Source organism: Microbacterium elymi, from assembly GCF_021582895.2.
Lineage (GTDB): Bacteria > Actinomycetota > Actinomycetes > Actinomycetales > Microbacteriaceae > Microbacterium > Microbacterium humicola.
The window spans coordinates 2,876,641-2,892,929 of sequence record NZ_CP091139.2 but is presented as its reverse complement, the minus strand read 5'-3'; the positions used below and the strand labels follow the sequence as shown (position 1 = coordinate 2,892,929).

The following is a 16,289-nucleotide window of genomic DNA, read 5'->3' as shown; positions in this document are numbered from 1 at the left end:
GCCTCCGCTGCGCTTGCGCGAGATCGAGACGACGTCATGTCCGCGCGATGCGGCCTCGGCGACGATGTGACCTCCGGCGTAGCCGGTTCCTCCGATGACCACGATGCGTGCCATTGCTGTTCCTCTCCGCTGACGGTGCGCGGCGCCGAGCCGGCACCCCACCACCATCCAACACCGCCCCGACCGGGCTATTCCGGCCTTCCGCCCGATGGGAGTCGTGCGGGCTCAGGCGCCAGGCGCCTGCGCGGCATCGGCGGCGCGCATGGTGGCCACCTGGTACAGCGCGACCGACGTCGCGATCCCCGCGTTCAGCGACTCGGTGGCCGCCGAGATCGGGATCGACACGATCTGGTCGCAGGTCTCGGTGACCAGGCGCGACAGCCCCTTGCCCTCCGAGCCGCACACGATGACGACCGGGCGGTCGGCCAGGGTCAGCTCGGGCAGCGACACGTCCCCGCCGCCGTCCAGACCCAGGACGAACACGCCCTGCTTCTTGAACTCCTTCAGCGTCGAGGTGAGGTTCGCCGCCAGCGCGACCGGGAGGCGCGCGGCGGCGCCGGCGCTCGTCTTCCACGCGGCCGAGTTCACACTCGCCGAGCGTCGCTGCGGCAGGATCACCCCGTGCGCGCCGAACGCGGCCGCGGAGCGGATGATCGCTCCCAGGTTCCGCGGATCGGTGACCCCGTCCAACGCCACCAGCAGCGGCGTCTCACCGTCGGCGAGCGCCTCCTCGAGCACGTCCTGCGGATGCGCGTACTCGTACGGCGGCACCTTCAGCGCGATGCCCTGGTGCACGCCCCCGATGCCGGCCATCCGATCCAGCTCGGGTCGGGTGACCTCCAGCACCGGGATCTCGCGGTGCGACGCGATGGAGAGCATCTCCTTGACCCGATCGTCCATCTCCACGCGCTGCGCGATGTACAGCGCGATGGCCGGGATGCGGGTGCGCAGCGCCTCCAGCACCGAGTTGCGCCCGGTCACCGTCTCGGTGTCGTCGGCGGACGTCCCCCGCGACGCGCGGTTCGGGTTGGAGCCCTGCTGCGTCCTGCCCCGGGCCGTCCCTTGCCGCCCGAGGCGGCATAGCGCTCCTGCGCCGCCTTGCGCTTGCCGGCGACGTGCCAGCTGCGGTCCTCGGCCTTCGGTGTGGGTCCCTTGCCCTCGAGCGCCTTGCGCCCGTGGCCGCCGGTGCCCTTGGTGGGCCCCTTCTTCTTGCTGTTGCCCCGCCCGGATCCCTGCGGCTTAGCCATTCTGCACACTCCAATGGGTCCCGGAGGACCCGTCCTCGAGGGCGATGCCGGCCGCCGCGATCGCGTCGCGGATGCGGTCGGCCGCGGCCCAGTCCTTGTCCCTGCGCGCCTGTGCGCGCTGGTCGATCATGGTCTGCACGAGGGCGTCGAGGGCGGATGCCTCGGGCCCGGCACTCTGCTGCCGCCAGTGCGGATCGAGCGGGTTGATGCCCAGAATGCCGGTCATCGCGATCACGGCGTCGAACGCCGCACCCGCAGCATCCGCGTCGCCGGCGTCGAGCGCGGCGTTTCCGGCGCGGACGGTCTCGTGCACGACCGCCAGCGCCTGCGGCACCCCCAGGTCGTCGTCCATCGCGGCGGCGAACGACGCGGGCGTCTCGGTGCCACGCGCGAGCAGCCCGTTCTCGCCGCGTTCACGGAGCACCCGCTCCAGGAACGTGCGGATGCGGTCGAGGGCGGCTTCGGCCTCGTCCAGACTGCGGTCGGACACGTCCAGGCTGGATCGATAGTGCGCGGCGGCGAGCGCGTAGCGGACCACGAGCGGGTCGCGCCGGTCGAGCAGGTCGGCGGCGAGGAGGAAGTTGCCCAGCGACTTGGACATCTTCTGCCCGTCGACGGTGACCAGTCCGTTGTGCACCCAGTAGCGCGCGAAGCCGTCGCCGGCGGCGGTGGACTGGGCCAGCTCGTTCTCGTGGTGCGGAAACCGCAGGTCGAGCCCTCCGCCGTGGATGTCGAAGTCGCGGCCGAGGTAGCGGCGGGCCATCGCCGAGCACTCGATGTGCCAGCCCGGGCGCCCGGGTCCCCAGGGCGCGTCCCAGGTCGCGGTGGGCGGCTCACCGGGTTTGGCGCCCTTCCACAGGGCGAAGTCGTGCGGGTCGCGCTTGCCGCGCGGGTCGGCGTCCTCCGCCGGTTCCATCGCGTCCAGCGCCTGATGCGTGAGGCTGCCGTAGTCCGGCCACGACCGCACGTCGAAGTACACGTCCCCGGAGTCGTCGGCGGCCGGGTACGCGTGCCCGCGCTCGATCAGCGTGTCGATCAGCTCCACCATCTGCGGGATGTGTCCGGTGGCCCGGGGCTCATACGTCGGAGGGCGGATGCCGATGGCGGCATATGCCGCGGTGAACTCGCGCTCGATCCGGTACGCCAGCGCCCACCACGGCTCGGCGTCGGTCGCGTTGGCGACCACCTTGTCGTCGATGTCAGTCACGTTGCGCACCACCGTGACCCGGCCGAAGCGGTGCTCCAGCCAGCGGGTGAGGATGTCGAAGCTCAGCGCCCCGCGCAGGTGCCCGATGTGCGGGCCGGACTGCACGGTGGGGCCGCAGACGTAGACGGTGACCTCGTCCGGGCGCAGCGGCACGAACGCGCGCAGGGTCTGCGCCGCGGTGTCATGGAGCCGGAGAGTCACCCGTCAAGACTACCGGCGGCATCCTCCGCACGAGATGCGCGTTGCACGCGCGCTGCACGCCGCGTTCCGCCGGTGACGGGAGGCGGACGGCGCCCGGGTCAGGCCGGCGCGGGCACGAGGAGCGCGACCGCGAACGCCGCCACCCCGTCACCGCTCCCGGTGAAGCCCAGGCCGTCCGTGGTGGTGGCCGACACCGAGACCGGCGCACCGCCGAGCGCCGCCGACAGGGCCGCTTCGGCCTCGGCGCGTCGGGCGGCCAGCCGGGGCCGTCGCGCCTGCACCTGCACGGCGACGTTGCCGATCGAGAACCCGGCGTCGGCCAGCAGCCTCCGCGTGCGGGCGAGGAAGACGTCCGCGTGGCCGCCGGCGAACTCCGGCCGTGCCGTGCCGAACCGGCTGCCGATGTCGCCGAGGCCGGCGGCGGCCAGCAGCGCATCCACGATCGCGTGGGCCACCGCATCCCCGTCCGAATGCCCGGACAGCGCCGGCTCGCCCGGCCATTCCAGCCCGGCCAGCCACAGCGCGCCGTCGCCGCCGACCGCGTGCACATCGGTGCCGATCCCGACCCGCGGCGGCAGCGGCCCGGCAGCCGAGACGCGGGCGGCGGACTGCGGCTCCGCACGCTCGGTCGATGCCGGTTCGGCGCGCACGGCGGCGCGGGCGCGCTCCAGATCGGCGGGGGCGGTGATCTTGAAGCCGCGCGGGTCGCCCGGAACGGTCAGGATGCTGTGGCCGGCCGCCGCGACGAGCGCCGCGTCATCGGTGTACTCCTCGGCCGCGACCCGGTAGGCGGCGTCCAGCACATCCCGGCGGAACCCCTGCGGGGTCTGCGCGGCCGCCAAGCCGGTGCGGTCCGCGGTGCCGATCACGGCATCCGCGTCCACCTGCTTGATCGTGTCGACCATCGGCAGCACGGGGACCACCCCGGCGGCACCGGCGACGACCGCGGCGATCACCCGCGCGAACACCTCGGGCGGGACCAGTGCGCGCGCCGCATCGTGCACCAGCACGACCTGCACGTCCGGCCAGACCGCGTGCAGGGCGGCCGCAACCGATTCCTGCCGGGTGCGGCCGCCGGCGACGACCCGCACCCGCTCGGCCGCGCCCTCGGCCACAGCCATCGTCTCGGTGCGGGCGTCGCCTTCGCGACCGGCCGGCACCGCGACCACGACGAGCGCGTCCGGCACGGCCAGGACCCGCCGCAGCGCATGGTCGGAGCACCGAGTGCTCGTCGATGCCGACGAACGCCTTGGGCGCGTCGGCGCCGAGGCGCACGCCCGAACCAGCCGCCACGACGATGATCGCGACGCGGGGAACGGGGGCGATGCTCACGCCCCGAGACTAGCGCGCCGAGTCAGCGCGGCTCAGCGCCGTCTCAGGAGGCGAGGACCTCGTCGAGCAGGCCGCTGGCCTGCTCTTCGTCGGTCTTCTCGGCCAGCGCAAGCTCGGAGATGAGGATCTGCCGGGCCTTGGCCAGCATCCGCTTCTCGCCCGCGGACAGCCCCCGGTCCTGATCGCGGCGCCACAGGTCGCGGACGACCTCGCTCACCTTGATCACATCGCCGGAGGCCAGTTTCTCGAGGTTCGCCTTGTAGCGGCGCGACCAGTTGGTCGGCTCCTCTGTGAACGGAGCGCGCAGCACCTCGAAGACCTTCTCCAGGCCCTCCTTGCCGATGACATCACGGACGCCGACGAGGTCGACATTGTCTGCCGGGACCTCGATGACCAGGTCGCCTTGAGTGACGCGGAGCTTCAGATAGACCTTCTCTTCACCCTTGATGACGCGGGTCTTCACTTCGGAAATCGTCGCCGCACCATGGTGGGGATAAACGACCGTCTCGCCAACCTCAAAAAGCATGCAGTTATATCCTTTCGGCAACCTCAAGGATACCACAGCGAGTATGCACTAAGGTTTGCCCAGCACGTCGGCGGAAGCCGGTCCCATCTGCGCCCGGGCGACCCCGTAGACTGCAAGAGCACATCGAATGCCCTGTGGGAGGAACAGTGAAATCGCGCTTGCTCGCGTCCGTGGCCGTCTGCGCCGCCGTCATCCTCGGAGCATCCGGCTGCTCCATGATCTCCCCTCAGGGCACCACGATCCCCTACTCGCCGGCAGACGGTGTGAACGTCGCCGACTCGGCCGGGGCGCCGCTGCAGGTGCGCAACGCGCTGGTGGTGGCCACGCCCGACGGTGCGGTGGGCAACCTGGTCATGGCGGTCGTGAACATGACCGGGCAGTCGCAGACCCTGAACGTCCAGGTCGGCGACGGCTCCTCGGCCAGCTCGTCCACCGTCCAGGTCCCGGCGCACACGGTCTCCAGCCTCGGCGAGAACGTCGACCCGCTGCGGATCGACGCCCTGGACGTCAAGCCCGGCGGGACCGTCTCGATCTACTTCCAGTCGGGCCAGGCCGACGGCGCGCAGGCCAACGTGCCGGTGCTCGGCGGCGAGGAGACGTACCTGACCAGCCTCGTCCCGCAGCCGGCGGCGGCCACCGCGCCGTAGCGCCCAGCGCGGGCGTGGCGAGCGTGCTCAGCCCTCGAAGCGGTACCCCAGTCCGCGGATGGTGACGAGCATCACCGGCTCGCGCGGGTCCTTCTCGATGCGCGAGCGGATCCGCTTGATGTGCACGTCCAGCGTCTTGGTGTCCCCGAAGTAGTCGCTTCCCCAGACGCGGTCGATCAGCTGCCCGCGGGTGAGCACCCGCCCCTCGTTGCGCATCAGCACCTCGAGCAGCTCGAACTCCTTCAGCGGCATGGGGATCTGCTCGCCGGCGACCTCGACGGTGTGCCGGTCGATGTCCAGCGTCACCCGCCCGCCGCTGAGCACCCGCTCGTCCAGGTCGGCGTCGGCCGCGGCGCTGCGGCGGAGCACCGCGCGCATCCGGGCGAGCAGCTCGCGGGTCGAGTAGGGCTTGGTCACGTAGTCGTCGGCGCCGAGCTCCAGCCCGACCACGATGTCCACCTCGCTGTCCTTGGCCGTCAGCATGACCACCGGCACCGCGCTGGTGGCCCGGATCTGACGGCACACCTCGGTCCCCGGCATCCCGGGCAGCATCAGGTCGAGCAGGATGATGTCGGCGCCGCGGGCCTGGAACGCCTCGAGGGCGGCCGGGCCGTCCTCGGCGATCTCGACCTCGAACCCCTCCCGGCCCAGCAGGTAGGCCAGGGGGTCGGCGAGGTCCGGCTCATCCTCGACGATCAGCACTCGGGTCATGCGGTGGGTTCCTTCCGTGCGGACTTCTTCTTGTTCTTCTTCGACTTCTTCTTGCCGCCCGCCCCGCCCGATGGGTCGGGGGTGGGGCCAGAGGCAGCCGGACGGTGAAGGTCGAGCCGCGTCCCGGCTGCGACCACAGCCGCACCTCGCCGCCGTGCCGCTGCACGGCGTGCTTGACGATCGCCAGCCCCAGGCCGGTGCCGCCGGTGCGCCGCGAGCGCGCCTGGTCGGCGCGGTAGAACCGCTCGAAGACGCGCTCCTGGTCGCTCTCGTCGATGCCGATGCCCTGATCGGCCACGGCGATCTCGACGACGCGGCCCTCGATCTTCACGCCCACGCCCACGTGGGAGCCGGACGGAGAGTAGGCGATGGCGTTCGCCAGCAGATTGCCCAGCGCCTCGCCCAGCACCGGCAGGTCGCCGTGCACGAACGCGCCCCGGTCGCCGCCGCGCATCACCCGGACGCCCGCCGAGTCCGCCTGGGCCGCGTGCGCATCGATCTGCGCGGCGATCAGGTCGTCCACCGCGACATCGCGCAGCGTGGTCGGCTCCTCGGTCTGCAGCCGCGACAGGCTCATGATCCGCGAGGTCAGCGACGCCAGCCGGTCGGCCTCGCGCTCGAGCCGGCGGGCGAACTCGCGCACCTGGCCGGGATCGTCGGCGGCCGAGTCGACCGCCTCGGCCAGCAGCCCCACCGCGCCGACCGGCGTCTTCAGCTCGTGGCTGGTGTTGGCCACGAAATCCCGGCGCATCTGCTCGACGCGCTCCTGCTCGGTGATGTCGCGCAGGACGATGAGCACCAGCCGGGACGTGATCGCCCGTGCGCGCGCCGAGACCGCCCGCTGCTCCGCGCCCCGGTCCAGCCGCATGGTGACGGGGGCGGATGCCGTCCCCGCCCGCGCGGCGCGGGCCAGCAGCGCCAGCTCTTCGGTGGGCAGCACGGCACGTTCGACGAAGTGATATGCCGCAGCGGGCATGGATGCCGCGACCACCGTACCTGAGGCATCCACCACCACCGCCGGGTCGTCCATGCCGGCCAGGACGTCCCGCACGCCGTCCGGGAGCCCTGTGGATGCCTGCCCCACCGCGCGGTCGCGTGCCCGATAGGAGGCGACCACCACGAGGGCGACCGACCCGCCCAGGACCACCCCGATGAGCAGCGCGAACAGGGCGAGCTGCGGAGTGGTCATGCACCCAGGGTACGGTTCAGACCGGGTCGCCGAGAACGGGAACCCGCGACGACCGGGGCGAGGCATCCAGTGTTCACCTCGACGGCACCGTCCGTTAACCTTCGATGACGACAATCAGCGGGACCTGGACCGCCGTCCGGGCATCTCGATTCGAAGAAGCGGTGCCACCCATGCGCGAAGTGTTCCATCAGTCGCTCGAAGACGTCCAGTCGCGGCTGGTCGAGATCGCCGAGCTGGTCACCGTCGCCATCGAGAAGGCGACCCGGGCGTTCGGCACCAGCGACGTCACGCTGGCCGAAGAGGTGATCGATGCCGACAGCATCATCGACGACAAGACGATCGAGCTGGATGAGCTGGCCATCGAGATCCTGGCCCGGCAGCAGCCGGTGGCCCGGGATCTGCGCATCGTCGTCATGTCGCTGCGGGTGAGCGCGTCGCTGGAGCGGATGGGCGACATCGCCGAGCACATCGCCCAGCTGACCCGGATGCGGTTCCCCGAGCGGGCGATCCCGAAGGGCCTGCGCTCGACGTTCACGAAGATGGGCGAGCTGGACGTGGAGGCCGCGCGCACCCTGACCCAGCGCTGCGCACGCAGGACCTCGAGCTGGCCGAGCGCCTGCGCAACGCCGACGACGACATCGACGACCTGCACATCTCGGTGTTCGAGAAGGTGCTCAGCGACAGCTGGACCGGCGAGGCGAGCGCCACCGTCGACGCCACGCTGGCCAGCCGGTACCACGAGCGGTTCGCCGATCACGCCGTCTCGGTCGCCAAGAAGGTCATGTACCTGGCGACCGGCGACTGGACCGCCGACGTCGAGCCCGAGGTGTAGCGGCGGCTCTATTTGCCCTGGTTGGCGACCGCGGCGGCGCCGGCGGCGGCCGCCTCGGGGTCGAGGTACTCACCGGGGCCGAGCGGGGCGAGATCCTCGCCCAGACGGTAGACCAGCGGGATGCCGGTGGGGATGTTCAACTCGGCGATGTCGGCGTCGCTGATGCCGTCCAGGTGCTTGACCATCGCGCGCAGCGAGTTGCCGTGCGCGGCCACCAGCACCGTCTTGCCGGACTGCAGGTCGGGCACGATATCGCTGTGCCAGTACGGCAGCGCCGGTCGATCACGAGCTTGAGCGACTCGGTGCGCGGCACCTCGCCGTCGATGCCGGCGTAGCGGGGATCGTGCGCCTGACTGTACTCGGAGTCGTCCGGCAGCTCGGGCGGCGGGACGTCGAACGAGCGGCGCCAGAGCATGAACTGCTCCTGACCGAATTCGGCCAGGGTCTGCGCCTTGTCCTTGCCCTGCAGCGCCCCGTAGTGGCGCTCGTTCAGCCGCCACGAGCGGGTCACCGGGATCCACAGCCGGTCGGCGGCGTCCAGCGCCAGATCGGCGGTCTGGATCGCGCGGGAGAGCACCGAGGTGTGCACGACGTCCGGGAGGATACCGGCCTCGGCCAGCAGCTGCCCGCCGCGGCGGGCCTCGGCCTCGCCCTGCTCGGTCAGGCGCACATCCACCCATCCGGTGAACTGGTTGGACTTGTTCCAGGTGCTCTGGCCGTGGCGCAGCAGGATGAGCGTGTACGGGGCGGTCATGATTCCAGCTTAGCGACGCGTCCGGCCGCCGCCGTCAGCGCCGGCGGCCGAGCCGCGGGAGGCGAGGGACGGATGCCGTGGCTCCGGCCTCCGGCGGGACGATGACCTCCTGCGCGGCCGCGATCGGCCCCGCCTCGGCGTCGACGACGAGCTCGGCGTCGACCGGAGTGTTCCGGCGCACCAGCGCGAGGGCGATCGGACCGTCCTGGTAGTGGAGCGCGGCCGCCATGACCGTGCCGACCACGGTGTCTCCGGCGCGCACGGCGTCTCCCCGCGCAGGCAGTGCGGATTCGCTGCCGTCCAGCTCGAGCTCGACCATCCGCCGCGGCGGGTGACCGAGGTTGTGCACCTTGGCCACCGTCTCCTGGCCCCGATAGCATCCCTTGTCCAGGTGCACGGCGCTCGCGCATCCAGTCCGCCTCGTGCGGCAGGAGCCGTTCGTCGGCGTCGGACATCCGCGGCCTCCACGCCGCGATGCGCAGCGCGTCGGCGGCGAGCGAGCCGGACAGCCGCAGCGCGCCGGATGCCGCCTCCCGCGCGAGCCGCTCGACCTCCTCCGGCGCGATCAGGGCCTCGGCCCAGTCGCGGTCGGCGCCCGGGTGGGGATCGGCGGCGCCGTACGCCCATCCGCCCACCGTCACGCCCGGCCAGGGATCGTGCCACACCAGGGCGACGCCGGCCGGCGCGGCTGCATGGAGCCCGCCGATGGCGGAGGCCGTGCCGCCGACGATGGCCAGCTCGTCGCTCGCATCGCGCGGATCCACCCGCAGGCGGAAGCGCATCTTCTTCAGCCACGACAGCAGGGGCTCGGCATCCTGCCGGTCGACGATGAGCCAGGCGGTGGTCCCGTCGTCGATGATGGATGCCGCGTGCTCGACGTGCCCGTTGGGGTCGAGGATGAGCAGCTCGGCGCTCTCACCCGGCGCGAGCACGCTCACGCGCTGCGTGGAGAAGGACTCGAGCCAGGTCAGCCGGTCTTCACCGGGCACCGCCAGCAGGCCGCGATCGCCCAGGGGCACCACGGCGGTTCCGTCGGCCAGGGCGCGCTGCTCGGCGAGCGGGCTGCCCAGGTGCTGCAGGACGCCGTCGGAGACCACCGCTCCGGGGGCGGCGGTCAGCAGCCGCGTGAAAGCATCCATTCCCTGCACCGTGTCCATTCACTGCACCTTCGCGAGTCGGGCCGACGCGTGCGAGGCCAGCCCGCCGCCGAGGGCGGCCACATCCCACGCCCACAGCAGGTGCGCGTCCACCAGGCCGTACATCCGGGATGCCGCGGTATAGGCCTTCGCGCCGGCCGGGCGGATGACGGCATCCGTGGCGATGTCGATGCGGGGACCGCGGATCTGCCCGAGGTAGAGCTCGCTGATGCCGTCGGAGTGCACGAGCGCCACGTCGATGTCGAACCCGCCTTCGGCGTTGCGCAGGGCCTCGACGTCCTCGGCGGTGCGCTGCGGGCCCGCGGTGCGCGCGGGGAGCAGGGCGGGACCGGCTTCGGCCTCGGTCTGCGGACGCGACAGCCGCCAGTAGCCGAGCTCGGACACGAGCAGAGAACGGTGGTCGCCCTCGCCGATCCAGGCGTCGGCGGAGTAGTTCAGCGAGGAGCCGCCATCGTGGCTGAAGCTCACCCGATGCGAGAACTCACCGGTGAAGTGGTGGTCGCCGGTCTCGTAGTCGATCACGCCGGTGCCCTCCCACACGCCCAGCAGCCAGGCCATCGGGACGAGGTCGGCCGGCAGCTCGGTCGGGATCTCGATCACGAGACGGTCCGTCAGCGCTGGCCGCGGTACAGGTTCTTGATCACGACGACCGACACGAAGAGGATCGCCAGCGAAGCGAGCCCCAGCAGCCCCACGAAGAACAGTTCAAGCGCGACGAGGTCCATGCCGTCCACTCTATCCCGGTCTACACCGGGGCGAGGGCGGCCAGCCCGAACCCCGCGTTGATCGCCCCGAGGATGATGAGGCTGCCCAGCATGCTCAGCGCGACCCGGGTGATGAACCGGCGGGGACGCCCGAACCACAGCTTGCACCGCGAACGAGAGGACGAGGCATCCGGCCAGTCCGATGGCCACCCATCCGGCGCGCACCTCCAGCGGAGTGAACAGGCCCACCGCCAGCCCGATGAGGACGGCGGCGACCCAGACGGCGATCACGCCGCCGAAAGCCCCGCGCGGTGCCAGATCAGGCGTCGACATGTGGCCATTCTCGCACGCGAATAGGATGGGCTATCGGCGCGGACGGATCCTCACATCGTCGCGACGTCTCGGGGAGGGACCCGCGTGGCACAGATCCTGGTACTCAGCTCGGCGGAGGACGCCGCCCTGCCCGCGCTCGAGCTCCTCGCCCACCGGCTTGCGCACCATCCCCGCCGACCCCGCGCACCTGGTGAACGCCCCCACCGCCGACGTGATCCTGCTCGATGCCCGCACCGACCTGGTGGCGGCGAAGTCGCTGTGCCGCGTCCTGACGGCCACCGGCCTGGACGCGCCGCTGATGCTCGTGGTCACCGAGGGCGGCATGGCCGCCGTGACCGCGGAGTGGGGGATCTCGGACGTCATCCTGACCACCGCCGGCCCGGCCGAGGCCGATGCCCGCATCCGGCTCGCCGTCGCCCGGGATGCGGCCGAGCATCCGGAGCCGGTCCGGGTGCAGACATCCGGTCTCACGATCGACGAGACGTCGTATTCGGCCAAGCCGCACGGCCGGCCGCTGGACCTGACGTACAAGGAGTTCCAGCTCCTGCACTTCCTGGCCACGCACCCGTCCCGGGTGTTCACCCGCGAGGGCCTGCCTGAGCGAGGTGTGGGGGTACGACTACTTCGGCGGCACCCGCACGGTGGACGTGCACGTGCGGCGCCTGCGCGCGAAGCTCGGGGACTTCGAGCAGCTCATCGGCACTGTGCGCAACGTGGGCTACCGGTTCAACGTGGCCGATGACGAGCAGGAGCCCGCGCGGCCGTGAGCCGCGCCGCGGGGCGATCGGCTTTGTGGCGCGGAGGACACCTCTGCCTGCAATGATGAGGGGATGATCGAACACGAGGTCTTGGACACCGGTCTGGACGACGGCGAAGACGACGACTTCGACCTGGAGGAGGTCTACGACTCCGAGCTTCCGGAGGGCCGTTATCTCGATCGCGAGCTGAGCTGGCTGGCGTTCAACCAGCGGGTGCTCGAGCTGGCCGAGGACCCGTCGCTGCCGGTGCTGGAGCGGGCGAATTTCCTGGCGATCTTCGGCAGCAACCTGGACGAGTTCTTCATGGTCCGGGTCGCCGGGCTTGCGCCGCCGCATCGTGACCGGTCTGGCCGTGCCCACGAACGTGGGCCGTGCGCCGCAGGAGGTCCTGGCCGACATCTCCGACGACGCGCACCAGCTCGAGCTGCGCCACGCCGACGTGTGGATCAATCAGGTCCGCCCGGCGCTGGCCGAGGCCGGGATCGACTTCCTCGGCTGGTCGGACCTGACCGAGGACGAGCGGACCGACCTGTACCGCTACTTCCAGGAGAAGGTCTTCCCTGTCCTGACCCCGCTCGCGGTCGATCCGGCGCATCCGTTCCCCTATATCTCCGGACTGTCGCTGAACCTCGCGATCCGCATCCGGAATGCGCGCACCGGCCGCCAGGAGTTCGCCCGGCTGAAGGTGCCGCCGATGCTGCCGCGCTTCGTCCGGCTCGACGACGGCGACCGCATCCGGTTCCTCCCGCTGGAGGACCTCATCGCGAACAACCTCGCAGACCTCTTTCCCGGGATGGAGATCCTCGACCACCACACGTTCCGTCTCACCCGGAACGAGGACGTCGAGGTCGAGGAGGATGAGACCGAGAACCTCATCCAAGCGCTGGAGGCCGAGCGTTGCGCTCGCCGGTTCGGCCCGCCCATCCGGCTCGAGGTCACCGACGACATGGACGACCTCACCCTGGATCTGCTGATCGACGAGCTGGCCATCACCGAGCAGCAGGTGCACCGGCTGCCCGGACCGCTCGACCTGCGCGGGCTGTTCGACCTGGGGCGGATCGACCGACCCGACCTGCGGTATCCGCCGCACGTGCCGATCACCGCGCTGGCGTTCCAGCCGGGCGACAGCACCGAGCGGGCGGACATGTTCGCGGCGATCCGCAAATCCGACGTGCTGGTCCACCACCCGTACGAGTCGTTCACCACCAGCGTGCAGGCGTTCCTAGAGCAGGCGGCGCGCGACCCGCATGTGCTGGCCATCAAGCAGACGCTCTACCGCACCTCGGGCGACAGCCCGATCGTGCAGGCCCTGATCGACGCCGCCGAGGCCGGCAAGCAGGTGCTCGCCCTGGTCGAGGTCAAGGCGCGCTTCGACGAGGCCGCGAACATCGTGTGGGCGCGCAAGCTCGAGAAGGCCGGCGTGCACGTCGTCTACGGGCTCGTCGGGCTGAAGACGCACGCGAAGCTCGCCCTGGTGATCCGTGAAGAGGAGGGCGCGCTGCGCAAGCTACGCGCACATCGGCACCGGCAACTACAACCCGAAGACGAGCCGGATCTACGAGGACTTCGGCCTGTTCACCACCGACGAGCTGGTCGGCCGCGACCTGATCCGCCTGTTCAACGAACTGAGCGGCTACGCGATCGAGAAGAAGTTCAAGCGACTACTGGTTGCGCCCCGCCACCTGCGCAAGGGGCTGATGCGACTCATCGACCGCGAGCGCCGCAACGCCCTGGACGGCAAGGCGTCCGGCATCCGGATCAAGGTGAACTCGATGGTCGACGAGCAGATCATCGACGCGCTCTACCGGGCCAGCCAGGCCGGCGTGCCGATCGAGGTCTGGGTGCGCGGCATCTGCAGTCTCAAACCCGGCGTGCCCGGGATGAGCGAGAACATCACCGTGCGCAGCATCCTCGGCCGCTATCTGGAGCACTCGCGGATCTTCTCGTTCGCGGGCGACGGCGACCCGCAGGTGTACATCGGCAGCGCCGACATGATGCACCGCAACCTCGACCGTCGCATCGAGGCGCTGGTGCGGGTGACCGCGCCCGCGCACATCAAGGCGCTCGAGGACCTGTTCACCCTCGCGATGAGCGACGGGACCAGCTCCTGGCATCTGGGACCGGACGGCGTCTGGGTGCGCCGGAGCGTCGGCGAGAACGGCCGACCGCTCGTGGATCTGCAGGACAAGACGATGATGATCGTGCAACGCCGGCGTCGAGCGAGGGCGGTGCGATGAGCGAGACCGCCGTCTACGCCGCCGGCGGTGTCGTGTGGCGTGTGATCGAGGGCAAGCTGCGTCTGCTGGTCATCCATCGCACGGCCTACGCGGACGTCACCCTGCCCAAGGGCAAGGTGGACCCGGGTGAGATGCTCGCCGAGACCGCCGTGCGCGAGGTGTTCGAAGAGACCGGCATCCGGGTGCATCTGGGCGTGCCGGTCGGCGTCTCGCGCTACGCGCTGCCCAGCAAGCGGACGAAGATCGTGCACTATTGGGCGGCGCACGCGTCCGACGAGGCGATCCGCACCTCTCGGTTCGTGCCGAACAAGGAGATCGCCGCGATCGAGTGGCTCTCGCCGAAGAAGGCACGCGCACGGCTGTCATATCCGGTCGACGTCGAGATCCTGGAGAACTTCCTCACGCTCGTCGACGACGGCGTGCTGCATTCGTTCCCGATGGTCGTGCTGCGCCATGCGAAGGCGACTCCGCGCGGCGAATGGACCGGCGAGGATGCGCTGCGTCCGCTGACCACGCGCGGCACCCAGCAGGCCAAGGCCGTGGCCGGCCCGTTGGCGAGCTTCGGCATCCGCCGGATCGTCTCCTCCGACGCCATCCGGTGCGTGACCACGGTCACTCCCCTGGCGGCGGACCTCGGGCGCAAGGTCCATCGCACCGCGGCGATCAGCCAGGATGCCTGGGAGGACGGCACCTCGGACGTGCGGGGCGTGGTCGGCGAGGCCGTGCGCGCCGGCAAGCCGATCGTGGTCTGCAGCCACGGCCCGGTGCTTCCGGACATCCTGCGCGAGCTCGCGCTGGCCACAGGCACCCTCGCCGGTTCGTACCTGAGCGATGCGGCGGCCCTGCCGGTGGGCGCGTTCTCGGTGGCGCATCTGTCCGCCAGCAATCCGGGGTCGGGGATCATCGCGATCGAGACGCACGAGCCCAAGCTGTAAGTCCCGTACCGCGATGAGTGCTCACGGCGGCCCAGGCGACTGTTTCAATCGGGGACGATGACTGCTCGCTCCGGTCCGGTGTAGGTCCATGCCTGCTCGATCTGAGCAAGCGAGAATGTCCGAACCGGCGCTGCCACCTCCCCTCCGGCAATGCGCTCCATGAGTGCCGGCAGCTGGGTGAGGATCTCGGCGACCGGTGTCGCCCCGGCGCCGCTGCCCGCACAGTGATACGGCGACTGCGCAGCAACTCGCCGGGCAGGTCCGCACGGGGGCCCGAGGAGGTACCCAGCTGCGCATGTACGATGTCCGCGTCGTCGTCGGTCATGCCCTGGCGCGCGAGAGCCTCCCAGACCATCTCAGCGGCTGCACCCAGGCGTAGTCGAGCACCAGAGACGGCGACGACTGCCCCAGGGTGGAGCGCAGCGCATCCGCACCACCATCCAGCGGCACCGGCACGGCCCCCAGTTCGCCGATCAGGGAGAGCCGGTCCGGGTCTCGTCCCACGCCGACGACGCGCGTCGCGCCCAGAGCGAGTGCGGCACGCGCTATCGCTCCGGGTTGGTCGACGATTGCCGCTCTCACGAGCTTCTCCCTTCGGCTTGACCACGACGCGCCGCAACGGAGCGGGGGCGCGGTTCCACGAGCCGGTGAGCGACCCGACATCGCCTCACCGGCTTCCCCGATCTCTACGAGTCCCGTCGATCGCGGGGCGGGAACGATCGGCGACGGCGCTCAGAACGCCGGCACCGCGACAGCGGCTCCGGTCTGGAAGCAGGCGGAGGCACCGAGCACGGCACCGGTCGCCACGACCCTCGACCCTCGACCCACGACCCACGACCCTCGACCCTCGACCCTCGACCCGATCATGACGTCGTCTCTCCCTCCGCGCCGACGCCGAACACACGGTGCCCGTGGGCGAGGACGCTGCCGAGCAAGATTCCGCCTCGCAGGTCACGGTCCGAGGGGGCGATAACGGAGGAGTACGACACCGTTTCCGTATCGGTGCTCGTCGATGAGGTCGAGGTCGGCGCGTGTCTGTGTCGGCAACGCGGGCTTTCCCGCTCCGACGATCGTCGGCCAGACGTACAGCTGACACTCGTCGATCAACCCGGCCGCGAGGGCCTGGGATGCGAGGTTCGCACCGCCGATTGTGACTTCACTGCTGGCGGTGGCCTTCAGCTCGTGCACGGCGGCGGCGTCGAATCGGCGCTGAATCACCGTGTTGGCGGTGGCCGGGGCCGCCAGGGTCGTGGAGTAGACCACCTTCTGGGCGGCCTGCCAGGCGGTTGCGAAGTCGGCCATGAGGTCGGACTGCGCTGCGAGAGCGGCGTCGGTCTCCCACACGGCCATCGCCTCGTACAAGCGCCGCCCGTAGAGGAGGGTGCCCGCGGATCGCAGCAGGTCGGTGTGGGACCGGAACACCTCGGCGTCGATGGGGCCGAAGTCGAATGCGCCGCGCTCGTCCTCGATGTAGCCGTCGAGCGACGTGTTCGTCGCGTAGATCACTCGTGCCATCCCT

10 protein-coding genes and 8 pseudogenes are annotated in these 16,289 nt (G+C 70.9%); 5 read left to right on the top strand and 13 right to left on the bottom strand.

What is annotated here, in order from left to right:
- Positions 1 to 39: 39 nt before the first annotated feature.
- The 5 genes and pseudogenes from L2X98_RS21715 to L2X98_RS15745 form a co-directional block, all read right to left on the bottom strand.
- A pseudogene (locus tag L2X98_RS21715) lies at positions 40 to 114 on the bottom strand (NAD-dependent epimerase); the annotation flags it as partial.
- Between the two features lie 111 nt (positions 115 to 225).
- Positions 226 to 1,247 (bottom strand): annotated as a pseudogene (rlmB, locus tag L2X98_RS15760) (23S rRNA (guanosine(2251)-2'-O)-methyltransferase RlmB).
- Positions 1,240 to 2,655, bottom strand: a complete 1,416-nt coding sequence (gene cysS / locus L2X98_RS15755; protein WP_259611544.1) for a cysteine--tRNA ligase — start codon at positions 2,653 to 2,655, stop codon at positions 1,240 to 1,242. Before cysS ends, rlmB begins: the two are co-directional and overlap by 8 nt.
- Positions 2,656 to 2,753: 98 nt before the next feature.
- Positions 2,754 to 3,987: pseudogene (gene ispD, locus L2X98_RS15750) on the bottom strand (2-C-methyl-D-erythritol 4-phosphate cytidylyltransferase).
- A 43-nt stretch (positions 3,988 to 4,030) separates the two neighbouring features.
- A complete protein-coding gene (locus tag L2X98_RS15745) occupies positions 4,031 to 4,513 on the bottom strand; it encodes a CarD family transcriptional regulator (protein ID WP_259613355.1) in 483 nt (160 codons plus the stop codon).
- A gap of 158 nt (positions 4,514 to 4,671) precedes the next feature.
- On the opposite strand from L2X98_RS15745, the gene L2X98_RS15740 reads away from it, so the two are divergent.
- Positions 4,672 to 5,160: a DNA modification methylase gene (locus L2X98_RS15740; RefSeq protein WP_259611543.1), complete on the top strand. Its 489-nt coding sequence runs from the start codon at positions 4,672 to 4,674 to the stop codon at positions 5,158 to 5,160.
- Positions 5,161 to 5,187: 27 nt separating this feature from the next.
- On the opposite strand, the gene L2X98_RS15735 is transcribed toward L2X98_RS15740, so the two are convergent.
- Both L2X98_RS15735 and L2X98_RS15730 read right to left on the bottom strand, forming a co-directional pair.
- Complete coding sequence (locus L2X98_RS15735; RefSeq protein ID WP_259611542.1) at positions 5,188 to 5,871, bottom strand: response regulator; 684 nt, start codon at positions 5,869 to 5,871, stop codon at positions 5,188 to 5,190.
- A complete protein-coding gene (locus L2X98_RS15730) occupies positions 5,843 to 7,060 on the bottom strand; it encodes a sensor histidine kinase (RefSeq protein ID WP_259611541.1) in 1,218 nt (405 codons plus the stop codon). Before L2X98_RS15730 ends, L2X98_RS15735 begins: the two co-directional genes overlap by 29 nt.
- Before the next feature lie 170 nt (positions 7,061 to 7,230).
- Between L2X98_RS15730 and phoU the strand changes: the two are divergent.
- Positions 7,231 to 7,892: pseudogene (gene phoU, locus L2X98_RS15725) on the top strand (phosphate signaling complex protein PhoU).
- Between the two features lie 8 nt (positions 7,893 to 7,900).
- Here phoU and L2X98_RS15720 read toward each other — a convergent pair.
- The 4 genes and pseudogenes from L2X98_RS15720 to L2X98_RS15705 all read right to left on the bottom strand — a co-directional run bounded on the left by L2X98_RS15720 (position 7,901) and on the right by L2X98_RS15705 (position 10,840).
- Positions 7,901 to 8,646, bottom strand: a pseudogene (locus L2X98_RS15720) (phosphoglyceromutase).
- Positions 8,647 to 8,680: 34 nt separating this feature from the next.
- Positions 8,681 to 9,785, bottom strand: a pseudogene (ygfZ, locus tag L2X98_RS22480) (CAF17-like 4Fe-4S cluster assembly/insertion protein YgfZ).
- An 18-nt stretch (positions 9,786 to 9,803) separates the two neighbouring features.
- Entirely contained in the window at positions 9,804 to 10,403 is a 600-nt protein-coding gene (locus L2X98_RS15710; protein WP_259611540.1) for a nitrobindin family protein, read from the bottom strand.
- 11 nt (positions 10,404 to 10,414) lie between these two features.
- Entirely contained in the window at positions 10,415 to 10,840 is a 426-nt protein-coding gene (locus tag L2X98_RS15705; protein ID WP_259613420.1) for a hypothetical protein, read from the bottom strand.
- A gap of 84 nt (positions 10,841 to 10,924) precedes the next feature.
- Here L2X98_RS15705 and L2X98_RS15700 point away from each other — a divergent pair.
- From L2X98_RS15700 to L2X98_RS15690, 3 genes and pseudogenes are all read left to right on the top strand, one after another.
- A pseudogene (locus L2X98_RS15700) lies at positions 10,925 to 11,607 on the top strand (response regulator transcription factor).
- 63 nt (positions 11,608 to 11,670) lie between these two features.
- Positions 11,671 to 13,835 (top strand): annotated as a pseudogene (locus tag L2X98_RS15695) (RNA degradosome polyphosphate kinase).
- Positions 13,832 to 14,770, top strand: coding sequence for an NUDIX hydrolase (locus L2X98_RS15690; RefSeq protein WP_259611539.1), 939 nt, complete (start codon positions 13,832 to 13,834; stop codon positions 14,768 to 14,770). The pseudogene L2X98_RS15695 and the gene L2X98_RS15690 overlap by 4 nt, the downstream one beginning before the upstream one ends.
- 321 nt (positions 14,771 to 15,091) lie before the next feature.
- On the opposite strand, the gene L2X98_RS15685 is transcribed toward L2X98_RS15690, so the two are convergent.
- Together L2X98_RS15685 and L2X98_RS15680 are read right to left on the bottom strand one after the other, a co-directional pair.
- Positions 15,092 to 15,352, bottom strand: coding sequence for a hypothetical protein (locus L2X98_RS15685; protein WP_259611538.1), 261 nt, complete (start codon positions 15,350 to 15,352; stop codon positions 15,092 to 15,094).
- 369 nt (positions 15,353 to 15,721) lie between these two features.
- A complete protein-coding gene (locus L2X98_RS15680) occupies positions 15,722 to 16,285 on the bottom strand; it encodes a dihydrofolate reductase family protein (RefSeq protein ID WP_259611537.1) in 564 nt (187 codons plus the stop codon).
- Positions 16,286 to 16,289 lie beyond the last annotated feature (4 nt).

Bases quoted from the DNA above. Each gene is read 5' to 3' on its own strand.
- L2X98_RS15745 (WP_259613355.1), bottom strand. From the start codon at position 4,513: ATGCTTTTTGAGGTTGGCGAGACGGTCGTTTATCCCCACCATGGTGCG.
- L2X98_RS15735 (WP_259611542.1), bottom strand. From the start codon at position 5,871: ATGACCCGAGTGCTGATCGTCGAGGATGAGCCGGACCTCGCCGACCCC.
- L2X98_RS15730 (WP_259611541.1), bottom strand. From the start codon at position 7,060: ATGACCACTCCGCAGCTCGCCCTGTTCGCGCTGCTCATCGGGGTGGTC.
- L2X98_RS15705 (WP_259613420.1), bottom strand. From the start codon at position 10,840: ATGTCGACGCCTGATCTGGCACCGCGCGGGGCTTTCGGCGGCGTGATC.
- L2X98_RS15690 (WP_259611539.1), top strand. From the start codon at position 13,832: ATGAGCGAGACCGCCGTCTACGCCGCCGGCGGTGTCGTGTGGCGTGTG.
- L2X98_RS15680 (WP_259611537.1), bottom strand. From the start codon at position 16,285: ATGGCACGAGTGATCTACGCGACGAACACGTCGCTCGACGGCTACATC.